The organism is Bacillus sp. MT94, assembly GCF_058792475.1.
On the sequence record NZ_JBXAEZ010000001.1, the window covers coordinates 101,101 to 125,165 of the forward strand.

Below are 24,065 nucleotides of genomic sequence, written 5' to 3' on the forward strand. Positions count from 1 at the left end.
AATGGAAATGAAGCAGCAGTATACAGCGTATGAGAAGTTACAGTATGAAGAAATGACAGGCGCTGGGCACGTGATTCAATGTTTGAAGAAATTGGGTGTAACGACCGTTTTCGGCTATCCAGGCGGAGCGATTTTACCAGTATACGATGCGTTATACGAAAGTGGTTTGAAACATGTTTTAACTCGTCATGAGCAAGCTGCCATTCATGCGGCTGAAGGATATGCGAGAGCTTCTGGAAAGGTTGGGGTAGTCTTTGCTACCTCTGGCCCAGGGGCGACAAATTTAGTTACGGGTTTAGCAGACGCTTATATGGATTCGATTCCTTTAGTTGTCATTACCGGGCAAGTTGCAACGCCTTTAATTGGTAAAGATGGATTTCAAGAAGCGGATGTTGTCGGAATTACAGTACCTGTTACGAAGCATAATTATCAGGTTCGTGATGTGAATCATGTATCACGAATTGTGCAAGAAGCTTTTTATATCGCCAAAAGCGGGCGCCCGGGACCAGTATTAATTGATATTCCAAAAGATGTTCAAAATGCAAAAGTCACCAGTTTCTTTAATGAAGAAGTTGATATTCCGGGGTACAAACCAGAACTTGTACCAGACAGCATGAAACTTAGAGAGGTGGCTAAAGCAATTTCAAAATCTAAGCGTCCACTTCTTTATATTGGAGGAGGTGTCATTCATTCAGGTGGATCCGATGAACTCTTCGAATTCGCAAGGGAGAACCGTATTCCAGTCGTTTCAACTTTAATGGGACTTGGTGCATATCCACCGGATGATCCATTGTTTCTAGGGATGCTTGGTATGCATGGGACATACGCTGCTAATATGGCGGTAACAGAATGTGATTTACTACTTGCATTAGGTGTTCGCTTCGATGATCGTGTAACAGGAAAATTAGAACTTTTTTCTCCAAACTCGAAAAAAGTACATATTGATATTGATTCTTCTGAGTTTCATAAAAATGTAACTGTAGAACATCCGATTGTTGGTGATGTAAAAAAAGCGTTACACATGCTGTTACATATGTCTATTTATACACAAACAGACGAATGGCTTCAGAAAGTAAAGACATGGAAAGAAGAATATCCACTTTCTTATAAGCAAAAAGAATCTGAGTTAAAACCACAGCATGTGATCAACTTAGTAAGTGAATTAACGAATGGTGAAGCGATTGTCACAACAGAAGTAGGTCAGCATCAAATGTGGGCTGCTCACTTCTATAAAGCAAGAAAACCTCGGATGTTCCTTACCTCTGGAGGATTAGGAACAATGGGGTTTGGTTTTCCAGCAGCAATTGGTGCTCAGCTAGCTAAAAAAGAAGAACTTGTCATTTGTATTGCAGGTGACGCTTCTTTTCAAATGAACATTCAAGAACTACAAACAATTGCTGAAAATAACATCCCTTTAAAAGTATTTATCATAAATAACAAATTTTTAGGGATGGTAAGGCAATGGCAAGAAATGTTTTATGAAAATCGTTTATCAGAATCAAAAATTGGATCACCAGATTTTGTGAAAGTAGCAGAAGCTTATGGAGTAAAGGGATTAAGAGCAACAAATTCAACCGAGGCAAAACAAGTGATGTTAGAAGCATTTGCTCACGAAGGTCCTGTCGTAGTTGATTTTTGTGTAGAAGAAGGTGAAAACGTATTTCCGATGGTTCCGCCAAACAAAGGGAATAACGAAATGATTATGAAGAGGTGGGAAGAATGAGTCATACTTTTTCACTCGTTATTCATAACGAGCCAAGCGTCTTATTACGTATAAGTGGGATTTTTGCTCGGCGTGGTTATTATATTTCTTCTTTACATTTAAAAGAAAGAGATACTAGTGGTGTTTCTGAAATGAAACTCACAGCAGTTTGTACTGAAAATGAAGCGACATTACTTGTTAGTCAGTTGAAAAAATTAATTGATGTTCTGCAAGTAAATAAATTATAAGGAGTGTATGGAATATGAAAACATATTATGAAAAAGATGCAAATGTAGAGTTATTACAAGGAAAAACTGTTGCAGTAGTTGGTTATGGATCACAAGGTCATGCGCAAGCACAAAATTTACGTGATTCTGGTGTAGAGGTTGTAGTTGGTGTTCGTCCTGGTAAGTCGTATGAAGTAGCGAAAGCGGATGGATTTGAAGTAATGTCTGTTTCAGAAGCGGTTCGAACCGCACAAGTTGTACAAATGTTATTGCCAGATGAACAGCAAGCTCATGTGTATAAAGCAGAGGTAGAAGAGAATCTTCGTGAAGGACAAATGTTACTTTTCTCACATGGATTTAACATTCACTTCGGACAAATTAATCCGCCAAGTTACGTAGATGTAGCGATGGTCGCGCCAAAAAGTCCAGGTCATCTCGTTCGCCGTGTATTTCAAGAAGGAAATGGTGTTCCAGCATTAGTCGCAGTGCATCAAGATGCGACGGGAACAGCGCTACATGTAGCACTGGCGTATGCAAAAGGTGTAGGGTGTACACGTGCGGGGGTAATTGAAACGACATTCCAAGAAGAAACCGAAACGGATTTATTCGGTGAGCAAGCTGTACTTTGCGGCGGGGTAACTGCACTTGTGAAGGCCGGGTTCGAAACGTTAACGGAAGGTGGATATCGTCCTGAAATTGCATACTTTGAATGTTTGCATGAATTAAAGCTAATTGTTGACTTAATGTACGAAGGTGGATTAACGACTATGCGCCATTCTATTTCAGATACGGCAGAGTTTGGAGATTATGTAACAGGATCGAGAATTGTTACAGATGAAACGAAGAAGGAAATGAAGCGTGTTCTGACAGAAATTCAGCAAGGTGAATTTGCGAAGAAATGGATTTTAGAAAATCAAGCAGGGCGTCCGACGTATAACGCAATGAAAAAAGCAGAACAAAATCATCAATTAGAAAAAGTGGGAGCAGAGCTTCGTGAAATGATGAGCTGGATTCATGCACCGAAAGAATTAGTAAAGAAATAGAGTAAGAGAGTATAAATGAAAAATATGTAAGAGGGGATTTGACAAGATGAGAAGTGACATGATTAAAAAAGGTTTTGATAAAGCACCGCACCGTAGTTTATTAAAAGCAACTGGTTTGAAAGATGAAGATTTTGATAAACCTTTCATAGCGATTTGTAATTCTTTTATTGAAATTATTCCAGGGCATAAACACTTGAACGAGTTTGGGAAACTTGTAAAAGAGGCAGTTCGCGCGGCAGGTATGGTACCATTCGAATTCAATACAATTGGAGTTGACGATGGTATTGCGATGGGACATATCGGTATGCGTTATTCTCTTCCAAGTCGTGAAATTATTGCAGATTCAGTAGAAACGGTTGTAAATGCACACTGGTTTGACGGCATGATTTGTATCCCAAACTGTGACAAAATTACACCAGGTATGATGATGGCTGCACTACGTATTAATATTCCGACTGTGTTTGTTTCAGGCGGCCCGATGGCAGCAGGAAAAACATCTAAAGGGGAAGTTGTTGATCTGAGTTCCGTTTTTGAAGGAGTAGGAGCTTATCAATCTGGGAAAATTTCAGAAGAAGAATTAAAAGATATTGAAGATCATGGCTGTCCATCTTGTGGCTCTTGTTCGGGTATGTTTACCGCGAACTCTATGAATTGTTTATGTGAAGTGTTAGGTTTAGCTCTTCCTGGTAACGGGAGTATTTTAGCAATTGATCCAAGACGCGAAGAGTTAATTAAACAAGCAGCAGAGAAATTGAAAATTTTAATTGAAAGAGATATTAAGCCGCGTGATATTGTAACAGAAGAAGCAATTGACGATGCTTTTGCACTTGATATGGCGATGGGTGGATCAACGAATACAGTATTACATACGCTAGCACTCGCACAAGAGGCAGGACTAGATTATGATATGAACCGTATTGATGCAGTTTCAAGACGTGTACCTCATTTATGTAAAGTAAGTCCAGCCTCAAATTGGCATATGGAAGATATTGATCGTGCGGGCGGGATTAGTGCAATTTTGAAAGAGATGAGCCGGAAAGAAGGAGTACTTCATCTTGATCGAATCACTGCTACTGGGCAAACATTAAGAGAAAATATTGCTGAGGCAGAGATTAAAGATAAGGAGGTTATTCACTCTCTCGAAAACCCTCATAGTGAAGAGGGGGGCTTACGTATATTAAAAGGAAATCTTGCTAAAGATGGAGCGGTTATTAAAAGCGGTGCAACAGAAGTAAAGCGTTTTGAAGGGCCTTGCGTTATTTTTAATTCACAAGATGAGGCACTTGCTGGCATTATGCTTGGGAAAGTGAAAAAAGGAGATGTAGTTGTCATTCGTTATGAAGGACCAAGAGGTGGCCCTGGTATGCCAGAAATGTTAGCCCCAACATCAGCAATTGCTGGAATGGGATTAGGTGCTGAGGTTGCATTATTAACGGATGGACGTTTCTCTGGAGCTTCACGTGGAATTTCAGTAGGACATATTTCACCAGAAGCAGCAGCTGGTGGAACGATTGCACTTCTTGAACAAGGGGATATTGTATGTATTGATGTTGAAGAACGCTTACTAGAAGTAAGAGTGAGTGATGAAAAATTAGAAAAGCGTAAAAAAGAATGGAAACGACCAGAACCGAAAGTAAAAACTGGCTGGCTTGGACGTTATGCACAAATGGTAACATCGGCGAATACAGGGGCTGTTCTGAAAATCCCACATTTTGATTGAGCCAATTTAAAAGAGATAAGGATGATATATAATGGTGCAAAAGGTAAAGGAGAGAGTGAAAATTGAAGATATCTTAATGGCGCATAATTGCCTGAAAGATATCGTTATTAAAACACCGTTACAACGTGATACAGTTTTATCTGAGAAATATGATTGTGACGTTTATGTAAAACGAGAAGACTTACAATTAATTCGCTCTTTCAAAATTCGTGGTGCGTACAATTTAATTCAAAGTTTACCGAAAGAAAAGTTACAAAACGGTGTTGTTTGTGCAAGTGCTGGTAATCATGCGCAAGGAGTTGCTTATACGTGTAATTTATTGAAGATTCCGTCAAAAATATTTATGCCCACAACAACACCGAAACAAAAAGTATCACAAGTACAATTTTTCGGTGGTGATTTCGCAGAGATTGTATTAGTTGGTGATACATTCGATAGCTCTTTCCAAGAAGCACAGTGTTATTGTGAAGAAAATAGAATGACATTTGTTCATCCGTTTGATGATCCGTATGTCGTTGCAGGTCAAGGGACAGTGGCAGTTGAAATTATGCATGAGATGGAGAAACCGGTTGATTATATCTTTACAGCAATCGGTGGTGGTGGATTAGCATCAGGAGTTGGTACATATGTAAAAGGTGTTAGTCCTACTACAAAGGTTATTGGTGTAGAGCCAATGGGAGCTGCATCTATGAAAGAGGCTTTTCTTCAAAATGAAAATGTAGCATTGGAGAAAATAGATAGCTTTGTTGATGGGGCAGCTGTTAAAAAAGTAGGAAAGTTAACATTTGAAACTTGTAAAGATGTAATTGACGATATTATTTTAGTACCAGAGGGGAAAGTTTGTACGACGATTTTAGAACTGTATAAGAAAAATGCGATTGTAGCTGAACCGGCTGGTGCACTCTCTATTGCAGCGCTTGATTTATATAGAGATGAAATAAAAGGTAAAACAGTTGTATGTACGCTAAGTGGTGGAAATAATGATATTGATAGAATGCAAGAAATGAAAGAGCGTTCGCTCATTTATGAAGGACTGAAACATTACTTTATCATTGAATTTCCGCAGCGTTCAGGTGCGCTAAGAGAATTTCTTGATAAAGGATTAGGACCAGAAGATGACATTACGCGCTTTGAGTATATTAAGAAACATAATAAAGAAAATGGTCCAGCATTAGTCGGCGTAGAATTAAAACATAAAGAAGATTATGAGCAATTAATTACTCGCTTTAAAGAAAATAATATTCAATTTATGGAACTTAATAAAAACCCTGTTTTGTTTGATTTGCTTATTTAATAGAAGGAGAGAGTTAGAATGTAAATAAAAAAGATAGATACAAGCGAGGGAATATAGTGCTTGTTCTATCTTTTTTATAGTTAAACTAGGTACTCATTAAATTCAAGAAGAATAAAGCTAGCTAACCAAAAGAGTATCGCAATACGAATGATTACATACATTGTAAATTCAAAAGGAGTAAGATTTCTCTCTCGCTTTATTTTTTTTAATAGTCTCACAGAATAAAAGGAACATAAAAGTAGAACTGCTATAGACATTTCATAAACGTTCTCTAACAAACTTACATTTTCTAATAAGTCTTTCAGCATGTTTATCACCTATTCTGTAAAGTATATTACAGAGAAATAGATCTTGAGCTGTCTAGTTTCGTTTGTTTTTTATTTTCCCTGTATCATCAATTTCTACATCAGTTGAAATTGTTTGTAAATATTGAAGAGCTTTTTTCTTTTCTCCCTCATTTACAGGGGAAACTTGGTTGTTGCGAATGATATAAGGATTGAATGACATTTGGACATCCTTTCCTTTAAAAGTTAAAGTTAATACGCCAGTTTCAGCGCTTTTCCCATTCACATAACTCGGGAATAAAAAGTTACCTAATGAGTAAGCGATAGGAACTTTATTATAATACTCAAACCCTTGTAACCAATGTGGATGGCTTCCGACAATTGCGTTAGCTCCTGCTTCAACCATTTTAGGTACATATTGCTTTTGGTATTCTACCGGACGATTTGATTTTTCAACGCCCCAATGCATATAGACGATTAAATAGTCTGCATCTTGTTTTTGTTCTTTAATTGTTTTTGTTACAAGATTTAAATCATAGCCATTCGCAACGCCAGGTTTATTCTCACCAGCTACCCAATTAGAATCAGGCATAAATCGAACGAAGGAAAGAAATTTAAACTTTTTCCCTTTTACGGTCATTTCTCGTGCTGTATATGCATCTTTCGCATTTTTTCCGGCTCCAATGTAAGGGAACTTTAATTTTTCTACGTGAGAAATCGTATCTAATAATCCATCTTGCCCATAATCAAGTGTGTGGTTATTCCCAATATTTACGATGTCATATCCAGTGTTTTTAATAGCTTGTAGTGTAGATGGATCACTTTTAATCCAAAACAGTTGCCCAGGTGCTTTCTTTTCTTTCGTTGTAAATGCCGACTCTAAATTTACAAAAGAAATATCAGCTTTTTTTATTTCTTCTTTTACATGTTGGAATGGGTAATCAGCCCCATTCTTTTCGATTATAGGACGTAATTGCCAATCGAACATTGTATCACCAGAGAAGGTGAGTGTGATTTCTTGGTCTTCTATTTTCTTTTCGCTTTTTGAAGCGGTTTTACTAGATTTGTTTTGCAAATCGGGTTTGTCTTTTGCTTTTGAAATAAAAGAGTAATTGATTAATAAAACAATCGGTGTAATGAAAAAGGCTATTAACAAAAATCGTTTTAGTAAAGTTTTCATATATACCTTCCCTTTTAATATTATCCCGCAATTAAATTAACACTGAATCTATTAAAGGTAATTAAAGTTACAAAAAATAGCGGGTTATGTAGTGGAAAACATTTGTTAATATTCTCAATATTAAGTTAACATATAGATAACCTGTAAATCAATGTATAAACCAAAATATAGAAATAAAGAATTCGAAGGGTGAAGAATGAGAAATGGTTATATTAGGAGCAGTTGTAAATGGGATTTGTATTATATTTGGTACTTTACTTGGTAAATTATTTAGTAGGATTCCAGAAAGTATGAAAGGGACGATAATGCACGCAATCGGTTTAGCGGTTACTGTGCTTGGGCTTCAAATGGCATTAAAAAGTGAAAACTTTCTTGTTGTCATACTGAGTTTAGTGATTGGTACGGTAATTGGAGAATGGTTACAATTAGAAGAAAAGTTAAAACATTTAGGGGATTGGCTAGAAAATAAAGTTGGATCGAAAGGGAAAGGTAGCATATCAGAAGGTTTTGTAACAGCTACTTTAATTTTTGCAATTGGCGCGATGGGGATACTTGGTGCACTTGACAGTGGGATTCGCGGAAATCATGATATTTTATTTACAAAGGCGATTATCGATGGATTTATTTCTATTATATTAACGACAACTCTAGGAATTGGCGTAGTATTTTCGGCGATTCCAGTTGTTTTATATGAAGGTGGTATTGCAGTTTTTGCAACACAAATTAATAGTTTTGTCCCGAAAGAATTAATGAACCAATTTATAGTGGAGATGACGGCTACGGGCGGCATTATGATATCTGCTATTGGATTGAACTTGCTTAGTATTATTAAAATCAAGGTGGCAAATTTACTTCCAGGTATATTGGTAGTGGGTGTAATTGTTTCAATTATTTATGGTTACGGTTTAATGGATTATTAACCAACTTCATTTAGTGGGAGTTGGTTTTATTATGAAAAAAATGTGGGATTGTAGTGATTTTCACTAGAAAATAGCGGGTTTTGTAGTAAATCTTACATATAAAGCAAATTACTAAACTTTTTACAAGAAAGGGTGTAGAATGGGTATCTAAAGAAAGAAGGTGTGAAAATGGCCAGCTGGAAACGGAATTTAATGATTTGTTGGCTAGGTTGTTTTACCACTGCAGCCGGTATGAGTTTAGTAATTCCTTTCTTATCTTTTTATATTGAGGAATTAGGAGTAACTGGCACTTCAAGCATTGCACAGTGGTCGGGACTTGCATTTGGTGTAACATTTTTAATGGGTGCGATTGTATCACCAATATGGGGGAAGCTTGGTGATATACATGGACGGAAATTGATGCTTATTCGTGCTAGCCTTGGTATGGCGATTATTATGACGCTTATGGGATTTGTAACGGATGTGTATCAACTAGTCGCACTAAGATTTTTAATGGGAGCAGTATCTGGTTTCCTTTCAACAGCGATGACATTTATTGCAGCAGAAACTCCGAAAGAACATTCAGGTTGGGCGATTTCCACAATTTCAACTGGTGGTGTGAGCGGTTCGTTACTTGGCCCGTTACTTGGAGGTTATTTGTCTGAGTTAATTGGAATGCGTCATGTCTTTCTTGTTACAGGAGCTTTTTTATTCCTTTCCTTTCTCATCGTTTTTTTCTTTCTGCATGAAGAAAATCACTCTGCTCAAGCAAAAAAAACACAGCCGAAAAAAGTATGGACGATGGTCCCAGCGAAGCATTTAATTATTAGTTTATTTGTAACAACATTTATTATTCAACTTGCTAATATGTCAGTTCAACCAATTGTTACATTGTACGTGAAAAATTTAGTAGGTCCTCATACTGCACATATTGAAACAATTGCGGGTGCAGTTATGTCAGCGACAGGATTAGCAGTTATTTTGGCAGCACCAAGACTAGGAAGATTATCAGATCATATCGGTCCTCAAAAAACGTTAGTTGTAGCGTTATTTGCAGCAGGAATTATTTTTATCCCGCAAGCATTTGTAACCTCAGCTTGGCAACTATTAATTCTTCGATTTTTATTAGGTATCGCACAAGCAGGATTATTGCCTTCCGTACAAACTCTACTAAAACAACATACACCAACCCATGTTACGGGACGAATATTTGGATATAATCAGTCGTTTCAGTTTTTAGGAAATATGATTGGGCCAGTGCTCGGGGGACAAATTGCAGCGCATGCAGGCTTCCAATATGTTTTCCTCTCTACATCATCACTATTATTTATTGCGTGTATTTGGGTTTATTTTCATAATAAGAACGAAGAAGTATCAGAGAAACAACGTTTGGAAGTTAGTTAACTAAGTGAATGAAAAAGAAAAAGGATGAAGCAACATGTGCTTCATCCTTTTTCTTTAAAATCGAAGACAGAGATAACTTAATGTACCAAGCTCATAACTACGGTGAATGACTTCACCGCTATTCTCGCCACTTCCCATTGCAATAAACAAAGGAACAAAATGCTCTGCTCTTGGTACGGCTAATTGTGCATGAGGAGCATTATTCTCCCAATTAAACAATGCATCTTTATCGTTATTCTGCATATGTTTAATAATCCAATCATCAAATTCAATTGCCCATTTTTCAGGTGTAGTTTGATTCCATTTCAGTGCTCGTAAATTATGAACGGTAACGCCACTACCGATTACTAAAATATCTTCTTGTCCGAGTCCTTTAAGTGCTTCTCCAATTTCAAATTGTTCTTTTGCAGAAAGGAATGGATTTACTGATATTTGCACGACAGGAATATTTGCTTCTGGATACATGCGGTGCAGGAGTGTCCATGAACCATGATCTAAACCTCTGGTCATATTATGATGGACTGAAATACCTTTGTTTCTAAATTTTGTTTCTAACATAGATGCAATGCTAGAAGAGCCTTTCGCACGATATTTGATTTCGTATAACTCAGGGGGGAAACCTCCAAAATCATAAATTGTTTCATATTCGTTATCTGATGAGGAAATCGTTAATACTTCAGTTTCCCAGTGAGCAGTGAAAATAACAATTGCTTTCGGTTTATATGTTTCTCCAAGTGTTTTTAAAAATCGTGTATAGTCTGTATCTTGAATAGCGAGCATAGGCGAACCATGTGCTAAAAATAGTGATGGCATCATAATAGTAGAAACCTCCTAAAAATTATATAATTACTTTATGTAAGTAACTATATAATTTTATTTTTGGTTCGTCAAGAGATTAGTTTGAAAGCAAGTCTGAAAAATACATCATTTGTCATAATGAAAGCAATTACATATAATATAAAATAAGAAAAGTGAATGGATATTCATTTTTCTTAAAGGTATACATAATAAATTTGGGGGCTGACGAAATGAATGTACAGGAAAGTTTCGTTACGGCATTGGATGGATCGGAAATTTATTTGCGTAAATGGTTACCAGAAGGAGATCCGAGAGGAATTATTCAGATTGCACATGGCATGACAGAGCATGCAGGGGTGTATACAGAATTTGTAGATGCTTTATTGGAAGCAGGTTATGGTGTTTATGCGCATGATCATAAAGGACATGGGAAAACAGTAAAAAAAGAAGAAGATTATGGTCATTTTGAACCAAATATAGGGTGGAATCAAGTTGTATCGGATGTTATCTTTGTTTCAGAAAGGATAAAAGAAGAACAGTCAAGTCCTTTGTTTTTACTTGGACATAGTATGGGTTCTTTTTTATCAAGACGTGCTGTACAACTTAGGGGTGAACTATATGATGGATTTCTAATTTCAGGAACAGGTGGAAATCCAGGGCTTTTAGGAGCTATTGGTCATAAAGTAGCAACAATCGAAATGAAATTGCGCGGGGCAAAAACGAAAAGTCCAATGTTAAACTTTTTATCTTTTGGAAACTTCAATTCGAACTTTAAGCCAAATCGTACAAAATTTGATTGGTTATCTTCAGATAATAATCAAGTTGATAAATATATTGCGGATCCGTTATGTGGTTTCATTTGTACGACGAGTTTTTACCGAGAATTATTTTCTGGAGTATTAGAAGTAAATAAACTAGAAGAATACAAGAAGACGCCAAAGAATCTTCCAATACATATATTCTCTGGTGATCGTGATCCTGTTGGCGATATGGGGAAAGGTGTAAAAGAAGTATATGAAAACTATAAAAAATGTGGTGTGAAAGACGTGACACTACGTTTATATGAAAATGGTAGACATGAAATGTTTCATGAAGTAAATAAGGATGAAGTATTTAAAGATTTAATTTCGTGGTTAGATGCGCATAATAAATGAGAAAGATAATCCCAAACTGTTTGTAGTTTGGGATTATTTATTATACAGAAATAGGGGCAATAAATTCTTAAATTCACTTTACTTAATAAAAAATAAATCTTATTCTATAGTCGTTCAAAAAATAAAGAAATATTGTATGAGAGGAAACCTCACTTTTCTGAAGTGAGGTTTTTTGTAGTAACGAAGTAATAGTGAATAAAACTAATTTTAAAAGTAACTTAAAATCAAACTTTTTATAAAGCAACAGATGCCTGTTCATAATAGTAGTATAATAGTGAATGAGGTGTTAATAGAATGGAAGATAGAACGTTAGGTTTATTACTAGATGTTGTTGGGGAATTATTTTCAGATGAAATTTCAATTGCTGTTTCGAATACGAAAGAATATATTTACTATCGGCCAAGTAAACGAATTGATTTAAAGATTAGTGTCGGGGATCCTATAAAAGAAGGAACGATTGCTCATAAAGCGATGGTGATGAATCAAAAAACCTCTGAGTTTATTAATCGGGATGTTTTTGGTATTCCTTATCATGGAATGGCTGTACCATTTTCAAACAATGGAAAGCTTGAAGGGTGCGTAACGGCAATTTATCCAGCTTTAACGGATGGAAAGTCAGTTGTTACTTTAAAAACAACAGACGGCTGGATTCCGGTTCCTTTTTCAAAGGTTATGTATTTAGAGGCTAAAGATAAAAAGACGTATGTGAATTCAGAAGAGTTATCAGGAACACATAAATACTCTCTGCAAGAATTCGAATACTTGCTTCCGAAAGATTCATTTATTAGATGTCACCGTTCGTTTATTGTAAATGTTAATCATATTAAAGCGATTTATCCTGATACCCATTCTACTTTTGTACTTTCAATGGATAATGGTGAGAGAGTACCAGTTAGTCAATCATACGCTAGTTATTTCCGTAAACTTCTAGGATTCTAAATTTTTCTGCTTTAGAACCTAGATTTGCTGTTCTGTCTGAATTTTCGGCATTGTATACTAAAATCCCTATTTTGATAGTGTTAATGTGTAAAATAATTATGAATATTCAATGAGAGAGGGATTACATATGGAGAACAATTTAGATAGAATCAGAGATCAACGTCTAAAAGATCGGGTAGTTACACCTGAAGAAGCAGCTTCCTGGATTCAAAGTGGAATGACTTTAGGCTTAAGTGGGTTTACACGTGCAGGTGATGTAAAAGCAGTCCCATTTGCGCTTGTAAACCGAGTTAAGAATGATGAATCTTTTAAAGTAAATGTTTATACTGGGGCTTCTTTAGGATCGGATGTAGACAAATTATTTGCTGAGGCAGGAATTTTAGGGAAAAGATTACCTTTCCAAGCTGACGCGACTATGCGAAAAGGAATTAATAACGGAGACTTTTTATTTGTGGATCAACACTTGTCTCATACAGCAGAGTTACTCCGTGCTGACGTTCTGGATATAGATTTCGCCATTGTGGAAGCGGTTGCGATTACAGAGGACGGAATGATTATTCCAACCACTTCAATTGGAAATTCCTTAGCGTTTTCCTTAAATGCTAAGTCTATTATTATTGAAATGAATATGGCTCAATCCGCACAATTAGAGGGGCTACATGATCTATATGAACCAGGTAAACAAGGGGAGAGGCTTCCAATTCCGCTTGTGAAAACAGATGACCGAATTGGAACAATCGGTATTCCAATTGATCCTGAAAAAGTAAAGGGAATTGTGTTTACGAATCAATTGGATTCGCCATCGACAATTGTTCCTCCGGATGAAGAAACTGTTATTATGGCACAGCATTTAATAGAATTCCTTCGAGAAGAAGTCAAAGTAGGCCGATTAACAAATCGTTTAGCGCCGTTACAATCAGGAATTGGTTCAGTGGCTAACGCCGTATTGCATGGAATATTAGATTCAGAATTTGAAGATTTAGAAGTATATTCCGAGGTTTTACAAGATGCAGTTTTTGATCTTATGGATGCTGGAAAAGTCAATTTTGCTTCTTGTTGTTCTATCACGCTTTCTGAAGAGAAAATGCAACAAGTATTTTCTAACTTTGAAAAATATCGTGACAAATTAATGATGCGTCCACAAGAGATTTCCAATCATCCTGAAATTATTCGTCGCCTTGGATTAATCTCAATTAATACTGCATTAGAATTAGATATATACGGAAATGTTAACTCTACTCACGTTTTAGGTACAAAAATGATGAATGGTATTGGTGGGTCTGGCGATTTTGCAAGAAATGCCCGCCTAGCTATCTTTGTTACTAAATCGATTGCGAAAGGTGGTAACATTTCAAGTATCGTTCCTTTCGTTTCTCATGTAGACCATACTGAACATGATGTAGATGTTATCGTCACTGAACAGGGATATGCCGACTTAAGGGGACTTGCGCCAAGAGAAAGAGTGGAACTTATTATTGAGAATTGCGCACATCCAATGTATCGTGAACAGCTACGAGCTTATTACGAAGAAGCAAAAATAAGAGGTGGACAAACTCCTCATATTTTAGAAAAAGCTTTTTCTTGGCATACGAACTATGCTAAAAATGGAACAATGCTTGAAGCGGTAGTAGAAACTGTATAGGTTTGTATCGTACGAAATAGTAAAACGAATGAGTGAGCTTGAAGATTAAATTTTAGAAAAAGAGAACGCCAACTTTTAGGGATGGTGTTCTTTTTCTTTAAAAAAATTGTTGAAAATCGTACTGATTATAATAAAGATTTATAAAATTAATTTCTAATTTATGGAAATTAAAGGTTTTTTTGAAGTGCTTTCCGAATCAATTTAGTAGTGTACATATTGAAAGTGAGGAAAAAGAATCATGAAGATAAGAGAAGCATTATTAAGTGAAGCAAATGAATTAAGTGAACTCGCACTACATTCAAAAGCAACGTGGAATTATAGTGAAGAATTCATACTTGCTTGTAAGGAAGATTTAACAATTACGGAGGAGTACATAAAAAATAATTTTGTATATGTTTTAGAAAACGATAATGCGAAGATTGGTTTTTTCTCATTTTTACGTAATGATAAAGCTCTCGATTTCTTGTACATTCATCCTCATTACAAAGGAAAAGGTTACGGGAAAATACTTTGGGAGTATGTAATAGAAAAAGCCAATGAACTAGGATTAAAAAGTTTTACAATTGATAGTGATCCGAATGCAAAAGGATATTACTTGAAAATGGGAGCACAGTTAATAGGAGAGACACCATCAACTGTCTTTAAGGGTCGTGTACTGCCTCTTTTGAAATATGATGTGTAAAACTATTAATAGTAGGGGAAGATTAGAATGGATGATGTAAAGGAAAAAAGAATATATGAAGCACTAATAAAATCGTGGTCGATTGAAACGAGTTCAAAGTGGACAATTGAAAACCCAGCAAAGGGACAATGTGGTGTTACAGCTCTTGTCGTTCAAGACATATACGGAGGAGAAATTAAAAAGACAAAAGTAAGAGAGGTATGGCACTTTTATAACTTTATAGATGGACAGAGATTTGATTTTACAGAGACTCAATTCAATGGGAAATTGAATTATATGGATGAAAAGTCAAATCGGGAAGAAGCATTTGCAGATACAAATGAAAAACAATATAGCATTTTGAAGGGAAAAATAACGAAAGAATTAAAATTATCTTTTGACTCTTAATCTTTAATAAGTTACTATAATGGTGGTAACTTCATTAAAGGGAACTTCATAGAGTTGAAAGGGGAAATACTTTTGAAAACAACTTATGTAAACGCTACAATTGTAACGATGAATGAACAAAACGAAGTGATAGAAAATGGATATATCATTGTAGAAAATGATCAAATTATAGATGTAAAGAGCGGAGAATTTGCAAATGATTTTGAAGTAGATGAAGTAATTGACATGAAAGGAAAGTGGGTTTTACCAGGGCTTGTAAATACACATACACACGTTGTAATGAGTCTCCTAAGAGGTATTGGAGATGATATGTTATTACAGCCATGGCTTGAGACGAGAATTTGGCCACTGGAAAGTCAATTTACTCCAGAGCTTGCGGTCGCTAGTACGGAATTAGGATTACTTGAGATGGTGAAAAGTGGTACAACATCATTCTCTGACATGTTTAATCCAATTGGAGTAGATCAAGACGCAATTATGGAAACGGTATCAAGGAGCGGGATGCGAGCTGCTGTTTCAAGGACTTTATTTAGCTTCGGAACGAAAGACGATGAAAAGAAAGCGATTGAAGAAGCTGAGAAATATGTGAAGCGTTATTATAAAGAAAGTGGCATGTTAACTACGATGGTTGCACCACATAGTCCATATACATGTAGTACAGAATTGTTAGAAGAGTGTGCTCGTATTGCAGTAGAGAATCAAACAATGGTTCATATCCACCTTTCTGAAACAGAGCGTGAAGTACGTGATATTGAAGCACAGTACGGAAAACGTCCAGTAGAATATGCAGCGAGCTGCGGATTGTTTAAACGCCCAACAGTTATTGCACACGGTGTAGTATTAAATGATGATGAGCGTGCATTTTTAGCAGAACATGATGTTCGAGTAGCTCATAATCCGAATAGTAATTTAAAACTAGGTTCTGGTATAGCGAATGTAAAAGCGATGCTAGAAGCAGGAATAAAAGTAGGAATTGCAACAGATAGTGTTGCATCTAACAATAATTTAGACATGTTTGAAGAAATGCGCATAGCGACTTTATTACAAAAAGGTATTCACCAAGATGCAACAGCATTACCAGTTGAAACAGCTCTTTCTCTTGCGACAAAAGGAGCTGCGGAAGTAATCGGGATGAAACAAACAGGGTCACTAGAAGCTGGTAAGTGTGCTGATTTTATTACGATTGACCCGTCTAACAAGCCGCATCTACAACCAGCAGATGAAGTGTTATCACACCTTGTATATGCTGCGAGTGGTAAAGATATAAGCGATGTAATTATTAACGGAAAACGTGTCGTTTGGAATGGTGAATGTAAAACGTTAGATGAAGAGCGTATTATATTTGAAGCAAGTCGTTATAAACGAGGTTTACAAAGATAACTTTTTTAGGCTGTGGAGAGAATCTTCTCCACAGCCTATTTCTAATTTGTAAACCTCACTATATTTTTTAAAACTTTGCAACAGAAGTGATAATGCTAACACTACCCAAAAAATTAGATGTTGACGCTAGTTTTAGAGTACATTGATAGTTAGGACATGTATTTATTTTTGGTTTTTAATAAACTTATTGTATTATTGTGTATTAAATGAACTATTAAGGCGATTAAAGGTAAAGCAGCTCCAATGAGTAAAGTTACTTCACTATTAAATTTATAGTAAGTATAACTTCCAATCCATGAACCAAAGGCTCCTCCCAAAAAGAAAATAGTCATATATAATCCATTAAGTCTGTTTCTTATCTCGGGATTCAAACCAAAGATAATTTTTTGACCTAATAATAAATTTCCTGCTACACCAATATCAATGCAGATACCTGAGATAAGAATTAAAATTATGCTAAATAGTGAATGATCTTGAACAAAGAATAATAGTACGATCGATAATAGTACGAGTGCCAATGATACATTAGTCATTGTAAAAATATAACCTTTATCTGCTATTTTACCAATAGTAGGAGTTAATAAAGCTCCAGCAATTGCAACAAAGCCAAATAATGCAATTTCATTATTTGAAAAATGTAATGGCTCTGATCTTAATAAAATTGGAATAGCTGTCCAATAAAGGCTAAATGCAGCAAATAAACATGCGTGATAAAAAGCTCTTTGTTGTAAAGGAGAAGTATTTATTAGTAGCTTTACCATAGAAGTTATTAAATTTGGATATGTCATGTTACTAGTTGAGATAACTTCATAGTTGGGTAAAAATTTTAGAATTAACAGTAATACGGTAACTAGGGTTATTAATGAAAAAAGAAATACCATTCTCCAGCTAAACCACTCTGTTATTCCGATAGATAATGGGCGAGCAATCATAATCCCAATCAATAAACCACTCATCACTTTACCCACATATTTACCTGCCTCTTCAATTGGCATGATTCTCATTGTTAGTGGAACTAACATTTGAGCTGCACAGGCCCCAATGCCAATTATAGTTGTTAATAGTAAAAAAATAATTCCGTTTGTCGAAATTAGCGTACCAATTAATGAAAAAATAGTTAACCCGATAAGAATTCCTATTATTTTCTTACTTTTCAATAAATCAGCCATCGGTACGATAAAAAATAACCCCAATCCATACCCAATTTGTGTCAAAGTAGTGAGCAATCCAGATAAATCAGAAGAAATGTTCAGATCTTTTGCAATGAATTGTACAATTGGTTGTGCATAATAAATATTTGCAGCAAGTGAACCACAACTAATTGCTAAAATAAATATTAGAAAATTTGTCTTTTTAGTCAATTTTATCATTCCTTTCTTTTTGGAACGTTCATTCCGAAATCATTAAAAAAGAAAGACTATAGGTCTGCAATAGTCTTATCTACTAGATGATAGGCTGAATTTTTCTCTTTTTTATATTTAGACATTACATTCAAACTATGATTTAAACTTAATAAAGAATATGCAACTAATTCAGTATCAACCTCTTGTGAAATTTCTCCTTTCTTTTTTCCTTCTTCGATAACTTGCTTAAATACTTTTTCAAGTTCATTAAAATCATTTATGAGTATTTCTTCTATGGCAGGGTCAATTTGTCCAATAAGCAGTGAAGAATTAGTTATCATACAACCTTTTGGAATTTCACCTGAATAACATTTTTCAATATGTTGATAAAAAAAGGATTTAAGTGATGCTTTTGTGTTTATACCACTAAAAAGTAAATTTCTCTTTTGAGAGCCATAATTTTTATAATGTTCCAAAACTAGTTTAAATAGTGCATCCTTATCTCCAAAGCTATCGTAGAGAGTAGATCGACTTATACCCATCGTTTCAATAAGATCTGATATATATGTAGCATCATAACCTTTTTCCCAGAATAAATGCATAGCTTTATTTAAAGCGTGTTCTTTGTTAAAACTAATACTTCTACCCAATTTATAACACCTCCATTCATGTAACTTAGTATAAATATTCCGGAACGATAAGTCCAGAATATTCGTCTTAATTTCCGAAAGTTTCGTAAAATATCCGTAAATGTTAATTTGGTATTGTGGTATTTAGATGCTATAAAATAGAAAGTATGTATTGAAGCGACAATTAAATTCGATTTTATTGAGGAAAAGTTAAGCTCCTATTAGTTTATATGTTTTTTTCGTTAAAAATCGAAAAGATTCCAAGGTAATCCATATCCTTTTAAAAGGATAGTTTTTTTCTTGAACGAATAAATATTCAAAAGAATGTCGCATCTTTCTGTTAGTATTTCTGCTATAATATATTACGCTTTATAATATTTTATATTTAAGGAGAACAACTCATGAAGCGAAAAAAGAGCCATTTAATGGTAATGGCACTTGTTACATCTTTATTATTAACAGCTTGTAATAATAAAGCGGATAAAAGTGACATAGAGGTTAAAAAACAAGTGTTAAATGTAACAGTATCAGAAGAAATTCCTTCTCTGGACACTGTGAAAACAACAGATGGTACATCAGCACACATTATGCAGAATATATTTGAAGGGTTATATGTATTAAACGATCAAGATCAGCCTACTCCAGCCATAGCAAAATCGTTTAAAAGAAGTGAAGATGGTAAGAAATATACATTTGACTTGCGTAAAGATGCAAAATGGTCAAATGGGGATAATGTAACAGCAAATGATTTTATATTTGCTTGGAAACGTGCAATTAACCCTGAAACAGCCTCTCAATATGCGTCCATGCTCTTTTATGTAAAAAATGCGAAAGAGATCAATAAGGGAACAATGCCTCTTGATGCACTTGGGGTTAAAGCGATAAATAATTATACGTTAGAAGTTGAACTTGAACAGTCAATTCCGTATTTTTTACAGTTGTTAGCACTACCTATATACTTACCACAGCATGAATCATTTTTGAAAGAACAAGGAAACAATTATGCATTGGAACCTAGTAATCTCATATATAACGGTCCATTTGTATTAGAAAAATGGAAGCATGAACAAGAGTTTCAATTAAAGAAGAATGCTACATATTGGGATCGAAAGAAAGTGAAATTAGACGAAATAAACTTTCATATCGTAAAGGATACAATGACAGCTGTAAATTTATATGAAGCCGGAGATTTAGATCGAGTACCTATTAATTCGCAAGTTGTAGACAAGTATAAAGGGAATAAGGAATTACATATGTCGAGTGATCCTGGAATTGCTATGCTTCGTTTTAATGAAAAAAATAACGCGTTAGCAAATAAAAAGGTGCGTCAATCTATTTCATTAGCGTTAAATAAAGATGATTTCGTTGCTCACTTTATTAATAACGGAGCAAAACCTGCAAGTGGACTTGTACCAGTTGGTCATGTAAATGAAGTGACTGGTAAAGATTTTAGAAAAGAAAATGGAGATATTTCCTCATATGATTTGCAAAATGCGAAAAAACTTTGGGAAGAAGCGAAAAAAGAGCTTGGGGTAGAACAAGTAAACCTAGAGTTCTTAACGTTCGAACAAGATAACGCAATACGTATGGCAGAATATATAAAAGGTGATTTAGAGAAGAATTTGCAAGGGTTAACGATACAAATTAAACAACAGCCATTTAAGCAAAAATTACAGTTAGAACAAATAGGTGATTACGATATAACTATGGCAAATTGGGGACCTGACTATAAAGACCCAATTAGTTATTTAGAGTTATTTACGACAGGGAATCCGAATAATAAAATGAATTATTCTAATGTTCGTTACGATGAATTAATAAAGAAAGCGAAAACGGATTTTGTACTAGATACGGAAAAACGATGGGAAGCGTTGCGAGAAGCCGAGCAGGTATTATTAGAAGATGCTGCGGTGGCGCCGCTTTATCATATTGGCTCAGCATATGTACAAAAGGATTATGTAAAAGGAATTGAAAAGCATCAATTTGGTGGTATTTATACTTATAAGAATGCTTATATTGCTAATGAATAAATACAAAAAACCTTACTTTTTAAAAGTAAGGTTTTTTTTACAGGGGGCAGGGAAATCCTTTGGTGGTGTTCCCTGCATATAAAGAAGATAAATGCAAAATTGTAGGTACACATTCATAAGAAGTTGCAACAAATAAGATTGAGCAGTTTGTTTAAGTAAAAAGAAGAATAGAAATATAGCATACAAGGAATAAGGAAATGTAGTACAGATCAGCATACAAACATTCTTTTTCTGTAACTATGTTTGTTTTTAATTATATAAAAAAAATATTAGATTATATATTTTGTCCTTGGTATACTTAAAAGGTAATTTGGGGTATTAAGATGATTTGATAGAGGTGTTTGTGTGGAATTATTTGAGTATTATAAAAAAAGGGGACGGTTTAAGTGTTTAATTGGGACAGGGATTTTTCTCTTTGGATTATATTGTCTGTATAATAGTTGGAGTGATGTTAATTGGGGAGAAATAATATTTATGGTTATAGCTTCGTTTGTTTTTGGGGGAATTGGATTTTGGCAATTAAGAAAAGGGAATTTATTAAAAGAGAATATAGCTAAAAATGATTTGAAGTTTTGGGATATTGATACTTATGTTTTACTAGAATTACCTCAAAATAATAAACATTACGGTTTATATACTCCCGATGGCGCCTATATAGTAGGAACAACTATAGTTCCAACTGATATAATTTCTTCAAAATTACCTTTTTTAAAAAACAAGCAAGTTGTTGGATTGGAAGCAAAGGATGGGGAAATTCTTGCATATTTTCATAGTGAAGTTGAAAACTATGATTGGGCTATTTATGACTCAAATTATAATTGTGTAGGGATGTTTAAAGAAAATATGATACAAGGATTTGGAATGGTACGTGGTTCTTTAATGAATGAAAAAGAGATGAAAATTTGTGAAGTAGAAGTTGAATTTGATTTTTTCGAAACTTCTTTTCGGACAATGGATAACCGGATATTAATAAACTGTAAAAGAGGATATATGCCTTTGGAATGGAGCGAAAGATTCGGATTAAATGTACCTATTATTAAATTAGGTAATAATATTTCTAATGCTGAAAAGATATTTGGTTTAGGGATTCTTTTCTACATTTTAGAAACAATTAAAGTAAGAAAAAGTAGGGTTTTTAATGATTAGGATTAAAAATTTGTGTGATGAAATTTTTTGAATGCGTTATTGGGATAGGGGGATATCCATGGGGAATATACAAGTTAGACCGGAAGAATTGAGAAGAATTGCAAAGAATTTTAAATATGCTAGTAATATAGAATCAGATCGTCATTTTAAAATTCAAGGGGAATTATTAAAGCTTCAAATGAGATGGGTTGGTGCTTCCAGTTTAAGTTTTTATAATGATCTACCTAGAATGAATAAAGCACATGAATCTTTTCTTAATATTATAAAGCAAATAGAAGATGAATTACTTCGTATAGCAGAGAAATTTGAAAAAGCTGATATGGAATACTCGTCTAAAAACTCTAAAAATGATTCACTTTTGATGAATTCAAAGTCAGCAGTTGAAGCGGGAGCTGGAGTAGTTGTAAAAGGAATTGGTTATGTAATTAATGGTGAAAAATATGAAAAATCACTTGTAGATGAAAAGGGAACTGGTGGTCTATTCATTAAGGGGCTTACAGTTGAAGCTGAGCCATTTGTAAGTTCTCGTACTTATGATAAATTTGATGTGAAAGATAAAAACAAGAGGGAACAAACTTTTGGACCAATGGCTGGTTTTACGGTAGCTCAAGCTGGAATAGAACTAGAGAATATTAAAGGATCTAATGTGGGAGCTGAAGCTAAAGTAGCACTTGCTACTGCAGAGTTAGGTGCTCATGTAGAAAATGGGAATTTACATATAGGAGCTGAAGCTACTCTGGTAAAATATGAGAGTGCTATAAAAATCCCACTTCCATTTTCTGATAAAAAATTACAAATTGGAGGATCGGCGTCACTTGGGACAGTCGGGGGATCTTTAGAAGCTGGAAAAAGTGGAGTGAAATTCCATGTACCATTTGGTCCTGGTGTAGGTTTATGGGGATTTGGTGGAGAATTTGCTATTAAAGAATAAAGGGGAAAATTAGTATGAATAAGAAAGTGAAAATTTTAAAATATTTTATGGTTATATTAGCTTGCATTGCAATTTTTGGGACAGTTTTACCTAATGCATTAGATCCAAATGAATCATTAGCAGGGAAAATTTCAATTGCAACTTTCGGTACAATTGGAGCTTGTTTACTATTCTCTATTATGTATTTTATTGTAAAAAAAGCTATTTTAAGAGGTGGGAAATAAGATGGGACAAAATTTAGAGTTAGAATTACTTCCAATAGGTTCTGTTGTAATGTTTAAAGATTGGGAACATCCATTAATGGTTTATGGAAGAAGACAAATGGATTCTGAAACAAAAACAACATGGGATTATGTATGTTGTTATTTCCCTCATGGTAATATTTCTTCAGAGTACAATTTCTTCTTGAATCATGAAGATATTTCTAGTGTGTTACATCTTGGTTTTATTAATGAAACAGAATTAGAGTTTCAAAAATTATTTAAAAAAGAAATTGAAGAAAAGCAGTGATTCTTTTTAGGTGTTGGTGTTTTTGAAATAGTTAAAGAATGGATTTTAATTCTCATATACATAAAAAAAGGGGAATTTCTATGAAATCATTACGTTTATTTATGATTCTCACTCTTGTTGTATTGTTAAGTGCGTGCAATACAGCAACACAAGTTACAAAGGTTCAAAAAAATGGCGAAACGACTTTGAAAATTGGTTCTCTGCAAGGGTATTACGATGTACAAACGCTTAAAGCTGAAAAAGGAAATGTGGAAATCCCTTATGAAGCAGCTGTTGAAGAAGGTACAATTTTATTACAAGTTACAAAAGATGATAAGGTTATTTATGAAGAAGAAATCACTTCTCAAAAAGAAGGTTTGCTTTCTTTTGAAGCTCCAAAATCCGGATCATATGATTTAATTGTACGCGTGAAGGGTGAAAAAGAGAAAGCAAAAGAAATTCAAATACATACTAAGCTATGAAAAAATGGCAAGTGGAGTGCACCCGCTTGCCTTTTCCATTTTCAGTTGATTCTGTTAAAACAAATGAAGTTAAAATAAGAGATGAACAAAAGAATATGTTACAACCTTGGCATGTTAGTAACGAAATTGATATCTCTCTTTTACATGATAAAAAGACTGGGTTTGATGCATTTTTATTCGAAAGAGATGTAGATGGTAAAAAGCAAGTAGTAGTATTTAGGGGGAGGGACATAAGGTGATGCTCTTTTTGGAGAAGGTGTCCCAGACTTTACTACAGATA

The 24,065-nt window shown here is 34.7% G+C and carries 25 protein-coding genes; 20 read left to right on the forward strand and 5 right to left on the reverse strand.

Annotated elements, in window-relative coordinates; genetic code table 11:
- Window positions 1-7: 7 nt before the first annotated feature.
- From ilvB to ilvA, 5 genes are read left to right on the forward strand one after another with little or no spacing between them, the layout of a single operon-like run.
- Window positions 8-1,723 (forward strand): acetolactate synthase large subunit, encoded by a 1,716-nt coding sequence (gene ilvB / locus AC1Q51_RS00460; protein ID WP_492331430.1) that lies wholly within the window; start codon window positions 8-10, stop codon window positions 1,721-1,723.
- The gene (locus AC1Q51_RS00465) at window positions 1,720-1,950 is read left to right on the forward strand and encodes an ACT domain-containing protein (RefSeq protein WP_000019909.1); all 231 of its coding nucleotides are present in this window, start codon (window positions 1,720-1,722) and stop codon (window positions 1,948-1,950) included. The genes ilvB and AC1Q51_RS00465 overlap by 4 nt, the downstream gene beginning before the upstream one ends.
- 14 nt (window positions 1,951-1,964) lie before the next feature.
- Complete coding sequence (locus AC1Q51_RS00470) at window positions 1,965-2,972, forward strand: ketol-acid reductoisomerase (protein ID WP_000861143.1); 1,008 nt, start codon at window positions 1,965-1,967, stop codon at window positions 2,970-2,972.
- Between the two features lie 46 nt (window positions 2,973-3,018).
- On the forward strand, window positions 3,019-4,692 hold the full coding sequence (gene ilvD, locus AC1Q51_RS00475) for a dihydroxy-acid dehydratase (protein ID WP_090976151.1): 1,674 nt from the start codon (window positions 3,019-3,021) through the stop codon (window positions 4,690-4,692).
- Window positions 4,693-4,723: 31 nt separating this feature from the next.
- Window positions 4,724-5,986, forward strand: coding sequence for a threonine ammonia-lyase IlvA (ilvA, locus tag AC1Q51_RS00480; RefSeq protein WP_492331303.1), 1,263 nt, complete (start codon window positions 4,724-4,726; stop codon window positions 5,984-5,986).
- A gap of 80 nt (window positions 5,987-6,066) precedes the next feature.
- On the opposite strand, the gene AC1Q51_RS00485 is transcribed toward ilvA, so the two are convergent.
- Both AC1Q51_RS00485 and AC1Q51_RS00490 read right to left on the reverse strand, forming a co-directional pair.
- The gene (locus AC1Q51_RS00485) at window positions 6,067-6,294 is read right to left on the reverse strand and encodes a hypothetical protein (protein ID WP_492331304.1); all 228 of its coding nucleotides are present in this window, start codon (window positions 6,292-6,294) and stop codon (window positions 6,067-6,069) included.
- 52 nt (window positions 6,295-6,346) lie between these two features.
- Complete coding sequence (locus AC1Q51_RS00490) at window positions 6,347-7,450, reverse strand: CapA family protein (RefSeq protein ID WP_000854539.1); 1,104 nt, start codon at window positions 7,448-7,450, stop codon at window positions 6,347-6,349.
- 203 nt (window positions 7,451-7,653) lie between these two features.
- Here AC1Q51_RS00490 and AC1Q51_RS00495 point away from each other — a divergent pair, with 203 nt between their 5' ends.
- Both AC1Q51_RS00495 and AC1Q51_RS00500 read left to right on the forward strand, forming a co-directional pair.
- Window positions 7,654-8,370: a DUF554 domain-containing protein gene (locus tag AC1Q51_RS00495; protein WP_000236031.1), complete on the forward strand. Its 717-nt coding sequence runs from the start codon at window positions 7,654-7,656 to the stop codon at window positions 8,368-8,370.
- Window positions 8,371-8,538: 168 nt separating this feature from the next.
- Complete coding sequence (locus tag AC1Q51_RS00500) at window positions 8,539-9,753, forward strand: multidrug efflux MFS transporter (protein ID WP_000179302.1); 1,215 nt, start codon at window positions 8,539-8,541, stop codon at window positions 9,751-9,753.
- Window positions 9,754-9,807: 54 nt separating this feature from the next.
- Here the strand turns inward: AC1Q51_RS00500 and AC1Q51_RS00505 are convergent, their stop codons facing one another.
- Window positions 9,808-10,569 carry a DODA-type extradiol aromatic ring-opening family dioxygenase gene (locus AC1Q51_RS00505; protein ID WP_071714442.1) on the reverse strand — a complete coding sequence of 254 codons (762 nt, stop codon included), beginning with the start codon at window positions 10,567-10,569 and terminating at the stop codon, window positions 9,808-9,810.
- A 212-nt stretch (window positions 10,570-10,781) separates the two neighbouring features.
- Between AC1Q51_RS00505 and AC1Q51_RS00510 the strand changes: the two genes are divergently transcribed.
- From AC1Q51_RS00510 to AC1Q51_RS00535, 6 genes are all read left to right on the forward strand, one after another.
- On the forward strand, window positions 10,782-11,705 hold the full coding sequence (locus tag AC1Q51_RS00510; RefSeq protein WP_001102583.1) for an alpha/beta hydrolase: 924 nt from the start codon (window positions 10,782-10,784) through the stop codon (window positions 11,703-11,705).
- Between the two features lie 294 nt (window positions 11,706-11,999).
- Window positions 12,000-12,644, forward strand: coding sequence for a LytTR family DNA-binding domain-containing protein (locus AC1Q51_RS00515; protein ID WP_000390209.1), 645 nt, complete (start codon window positions 12,000-12,002; stop codon window positions 12,642-12,644).
- Window positions 12,645-12,771: 127 nt separating this feature from the next.
- The gene (scpC, locus tag AC1Q51_RS00520; RefSeq protein ID WP_071714441.1) at window positions 12,772-14,286 is read left to right on the forward strand and encodes a succinyl-CoA:acetate CoA-transferase ScpC; all 1,515 of its coding nucleotides are present in this window, start codon (window positions 12,772-12,774) and stop codon (window positions 14,284-14,286) included.
- A gap of 238 nt (window positions 14,287-14,524) precedes the next feature.
- The gene (locus tag AC1Q51_RS00525) at window positions 14,525-14,968 is read left to right on the forward strand and encodes a GNAT family N-acetyltransferase (protein ID WP_000701896.1); all 444 of its coding nucleotides are present in this window, start codon (window positions 14,525-14,527) and stop codon (window positions 14,966-14,968) included.
- 27 nt (window positions 14,969-14,995) lie between these two features.
- Window positions 14,996-15,355, forward strand: a complete 360-nt coding sequence (locus AC1Q51_RS00530; protein WP_000342909.1) for a YunG family protein — start codon at window positions 14,996-14,998, stop codon at window positions 15,353-15,355.
- A 54-nt stretch (window positions 15,356-15,409) separates the two neighbouring features.
- On the forward strand, window positions 15,410-16,735 hold the full coding sequence (locus AC1Q51_RS00535) for a bifunctional S-methyl-5'-thioadenosine deaminase/S-adenosylhomocysteine deaminase (protein WP_002093942.1): 1,326 nt from the start codon (window positions 15,410-15,412) through the stop codon (window positions 16,733-16,735).
- Window positions 16,736-16,884: 149 nt separating this feature from the next.
- Here the strand turns inward: AC1Q51_RS00535 and AC1Q51_RS00540 are convergent, their stop codons facing one another.
- Window positions 16,885-18,105, reverse strand: a complete 1,221-nt coding sequence (locus AC1Q51_RS00540) for an MFS transporter (RefSeq protein WP_492331305.1) — start codon at window positions 18,103-18,105, stop codon at window positions 16,885-16,887.
- Between the two features lie 47 nt (window positions 18,106-18,152).
- The gene (locus AC1Q51_RS00545; protein WP_000533752.1) at window positions 18,153-18,728 is read right to left on the reverse strand and encodes a TetR/AcrR family transcriptional regulator; all 576 of its coding nucleotides are present in this window, start codon (window positions 18,726-18,728) and stop codon (window positions 18,153-18,155) included.
- A gap of 380 nt (window positions 18,729-19,108) precedes the next feature.
- On the opposite strand from AC1Q51_RS00545, the gene AC1Q51_RS00550 reads away from it, so the two are divergent.
- The 7 genes from AC1Q51_RS00550 to AC1Q51_RS00580 all read left to right on the forward strand — a co-directional run bounded on the left by AC1Q51_RS00550 (window position 19,109) and on the right by AC1Q51_RS00580 (window position 24,024).
- Window positions 19,109-20,737, forward strand: a complete 1,629-nt coding sequence (locus AC1Q51_RS00550; RefSeq protein ID WP_065228631.1) for a peptide ABC transporter substrate-binding protein — start codon at window positions 19,109-19,111, stop codon at window positions 20,735-20,737.
- 345 nt (window positions 20,738-21,082) lie between these two features.
- Window positions 21,083-21,883 (forward strand): ABC transporter ATP-binding protein, encoded by an 801-nt coding sequence (locus AC1Q51_RS00555; RefSeq protein WP_139213205.1) that lies wholly within the window; start codon window positions 21,083-21,085, stop codon window positions 21,881-21,883.
- A gap of 58 nt (window positions 21,884-21,941) precedes the next feature.
- Window positions 21,942-22,814 (forward strand): WXG100 family type VII secretion target, encoded by an 873-nt coding sequence (locus AC1Q51_RS00560; RefSeq protein WP_023521673.1) that lies wholly within the window; start codon window positions 21,942-21,944, stop codon window positions 22,812-22,814.
- A 14-nt stretch (window positions 22,815-22,828) separates the two neighbouring features.
- Window positions 22,829-23,038, forward strand: coding sequence for a hypothetical protein (locus AC1Q51_RS00565; protein WP_001036914.1), 210 nt, complete (start codon window positions 22,829-22,831; stop codon window positions 23,036-23,038).
- A 1-nt stretch (window position 23,039) separates the two neighbouring features.
- Entirely contained in the window at window positions 23,040-23,324 is a 285-nt protein-coding gene (locus tag AC1Q51_RS00570; protein WP_000531359.1) for a DUF4176 domain-containing protein, read from the forward strand.
- A gap of 80 nt (window positions 23,325-23,404) precedes the next feature.
- Window positions 23,405-23,785: a BA_1872 family lipoprotein gene (locus tag AC1Q51_RS00575; RefSeq protein ID WP_000838921.1), complete on the forward strand. Its 381-nt coding sequence runs from the start codon at window positions 23,405-23,407 to the stop codon at window positions 23,783-23,785.
- A complete protein-coding gene (locus tag AC1Q51_RS00580; protein ID WP_141505434.1) occupies window positions 23,782-24,024 on the forward strand; it encodes a hypothetical protein in 243 nt (80 codons plus the stop codon). Before AC1Q51_RS00575 ends, AC1Q51_RS00580 begins: the two co-directional genes overlap by 4 nt.
- Window positions 24,025-24,065: the final 41 nt, after the last annotated feature.

Bases quoted from the DNA above. Each gene is read 5' to 3' on its own strand.
- AC1Q51_RS00565 (WP_001036914.1), top strand. From the start codon at position 22,829: ATGAATAAGAAAGTGAAAATTTTAAAATATTTTATGGTTATATTAGCT.
- AC1Q51_RS00575 (WP_000838921.1), top strand. From the start codon at position 23,405: ATGAAATCATTACGTTTATTTATGATTCTCACTCTTGTTGTATTGTTA.
- AC1Q51_RS00530 (WP_000342909.1), top strand. From the start codon at position 14,996: ATGGATGATGTAAAGGAAAAAAGAATATATGAAGCACTAATAAAATCG.
- AC1Q51_RS00560 (WP_023521673.1), top strand. From the start codon at position 21,942: ATGGGGAATATACAAGTTAGACCGGAAGAATTGAGAAGAATTGCAAAG.
- AC1Q51_RS00525 (WP_000701896.1), top strand. From the start codon at position 14,525: ATGAAGATAAGAGAAGCATTATTAAGTGAAGCAAATGAATTAAGTGAA.
- AC1Q51_RS00505 (WP_071714442.1), bottom strand. From the start codon at position 10,569: ATGATGCCATCACTATTTTTAGCACATGGTTCGCCTATGCTCGCTATT.
- AC1Q51_RS00550 (WP_065228631.1), top strand. From the start codon at position 19,109: ATGAAGCGAAAAAAGAGCCATTTAATGGTAATGGCACTTGTTACATCT.
- AC1Q51_RS00515 (WP_000390209.1), top strand. From the start codon at position 12,000: ATGGAAGATAGAACGTTAGGTTTATTACTAGATGTTGTTGGGGAATTA.
- ilvA (WP_492331303.1), top strand. From the start codon at position 4,724: ATGGTGCAAAAGGTAAAGGAGAGAGTGAAAATTGAAGATATCTTAATG.
- AC1Q51_RS00470 (WP_000861143.1), top strand. From the start codon at position 1,965: ATGAAAACATATTATGAAAAAGATGCAAATGTAGAGTTATTACAAGGA.
- scpC (WP_071714441.1), top strand. From the start codon at position 12,772: ATGGAGAACAATTTAGATAGAATCAGAGATCAACGTCTAAAAGATCGG.
- AC1Q51_RS00510 (WP_001102583.1), top strand. From the start codon at position 10,782: ATGAATGTACAGGAAAGTTTCGTTACGGCATTGGATGGATCGGAAATT.
- ilvB (WP_492331430.1), top strand. From the start codon at position 8: ATGAAGCAGCAGTATACAGCGTATGAGAAGTTACAGTATGAAGAAATG.
- AC1Q51_RS00540 (WP_492331305.1), bottom strand. From the start codon at position 18,105: ATGATAAAATTGACTAAAAAGACAAATTTTCTAATATTTATTTTAGCA.
- AC1Q51_RS00485 (WP_492331304.1), bottom strand. From the start codon at position 6,294: ATGCTGAAAGACTTATTAGAAAATGTAAGTTTGTTAGAGAACGTTTAT.
- ilvD (WP_090976151.1), top strand. From the start codon at position 3,019: ATGAGAAGTGACATGATTAAAAAAGGTTTTGATAAAGCACCGCACCGT.
- AC1Q51_RS00570 (WP_000531359.1), top strand. From the start codon at position 23,040: ATGGGACAAAATTTAGAGTTAGAATTACTTCCAATAGGTTCTGTTGTA.
- AC1Q51_RS00490 (WP_000854539.1), bottom strand. From the start codon at position 7,450: ATGAAAACTTTACTAAAACGATTTTTGTTAATAGCCTTTTTCATTACA.
- AC1Q51_RS00495 (WP_000236031.1), top strand. From the start codon at position 7,654: ATGGTTATATTAGGAGCAGTTGTAAATGGGATTTGTATTATATTTGGT.
- AC1Q51_RS00580 (WP_141505434.1), top strand. From the start codon at position 23,782: ATGAAAAAATGGCAAGTGGAGTGCACCCGCTTGCCTTTTCCATTTTCA.
- AC1Q51_RS00500 (WP_000179302.1), top strand. From the start codon at position 8,539: ATGGCCAGCTGGAAACGGAATTTAATGATTTGTTGGCTAGGTTGTTTT.
- AC1Q51_RS00465 (WP_000019909.1), top strand. From the start codon at position 1,720: ATGAGTCATACTTTTTCACTCGTTATTCATAACGAGCCAAGCGTCTTA.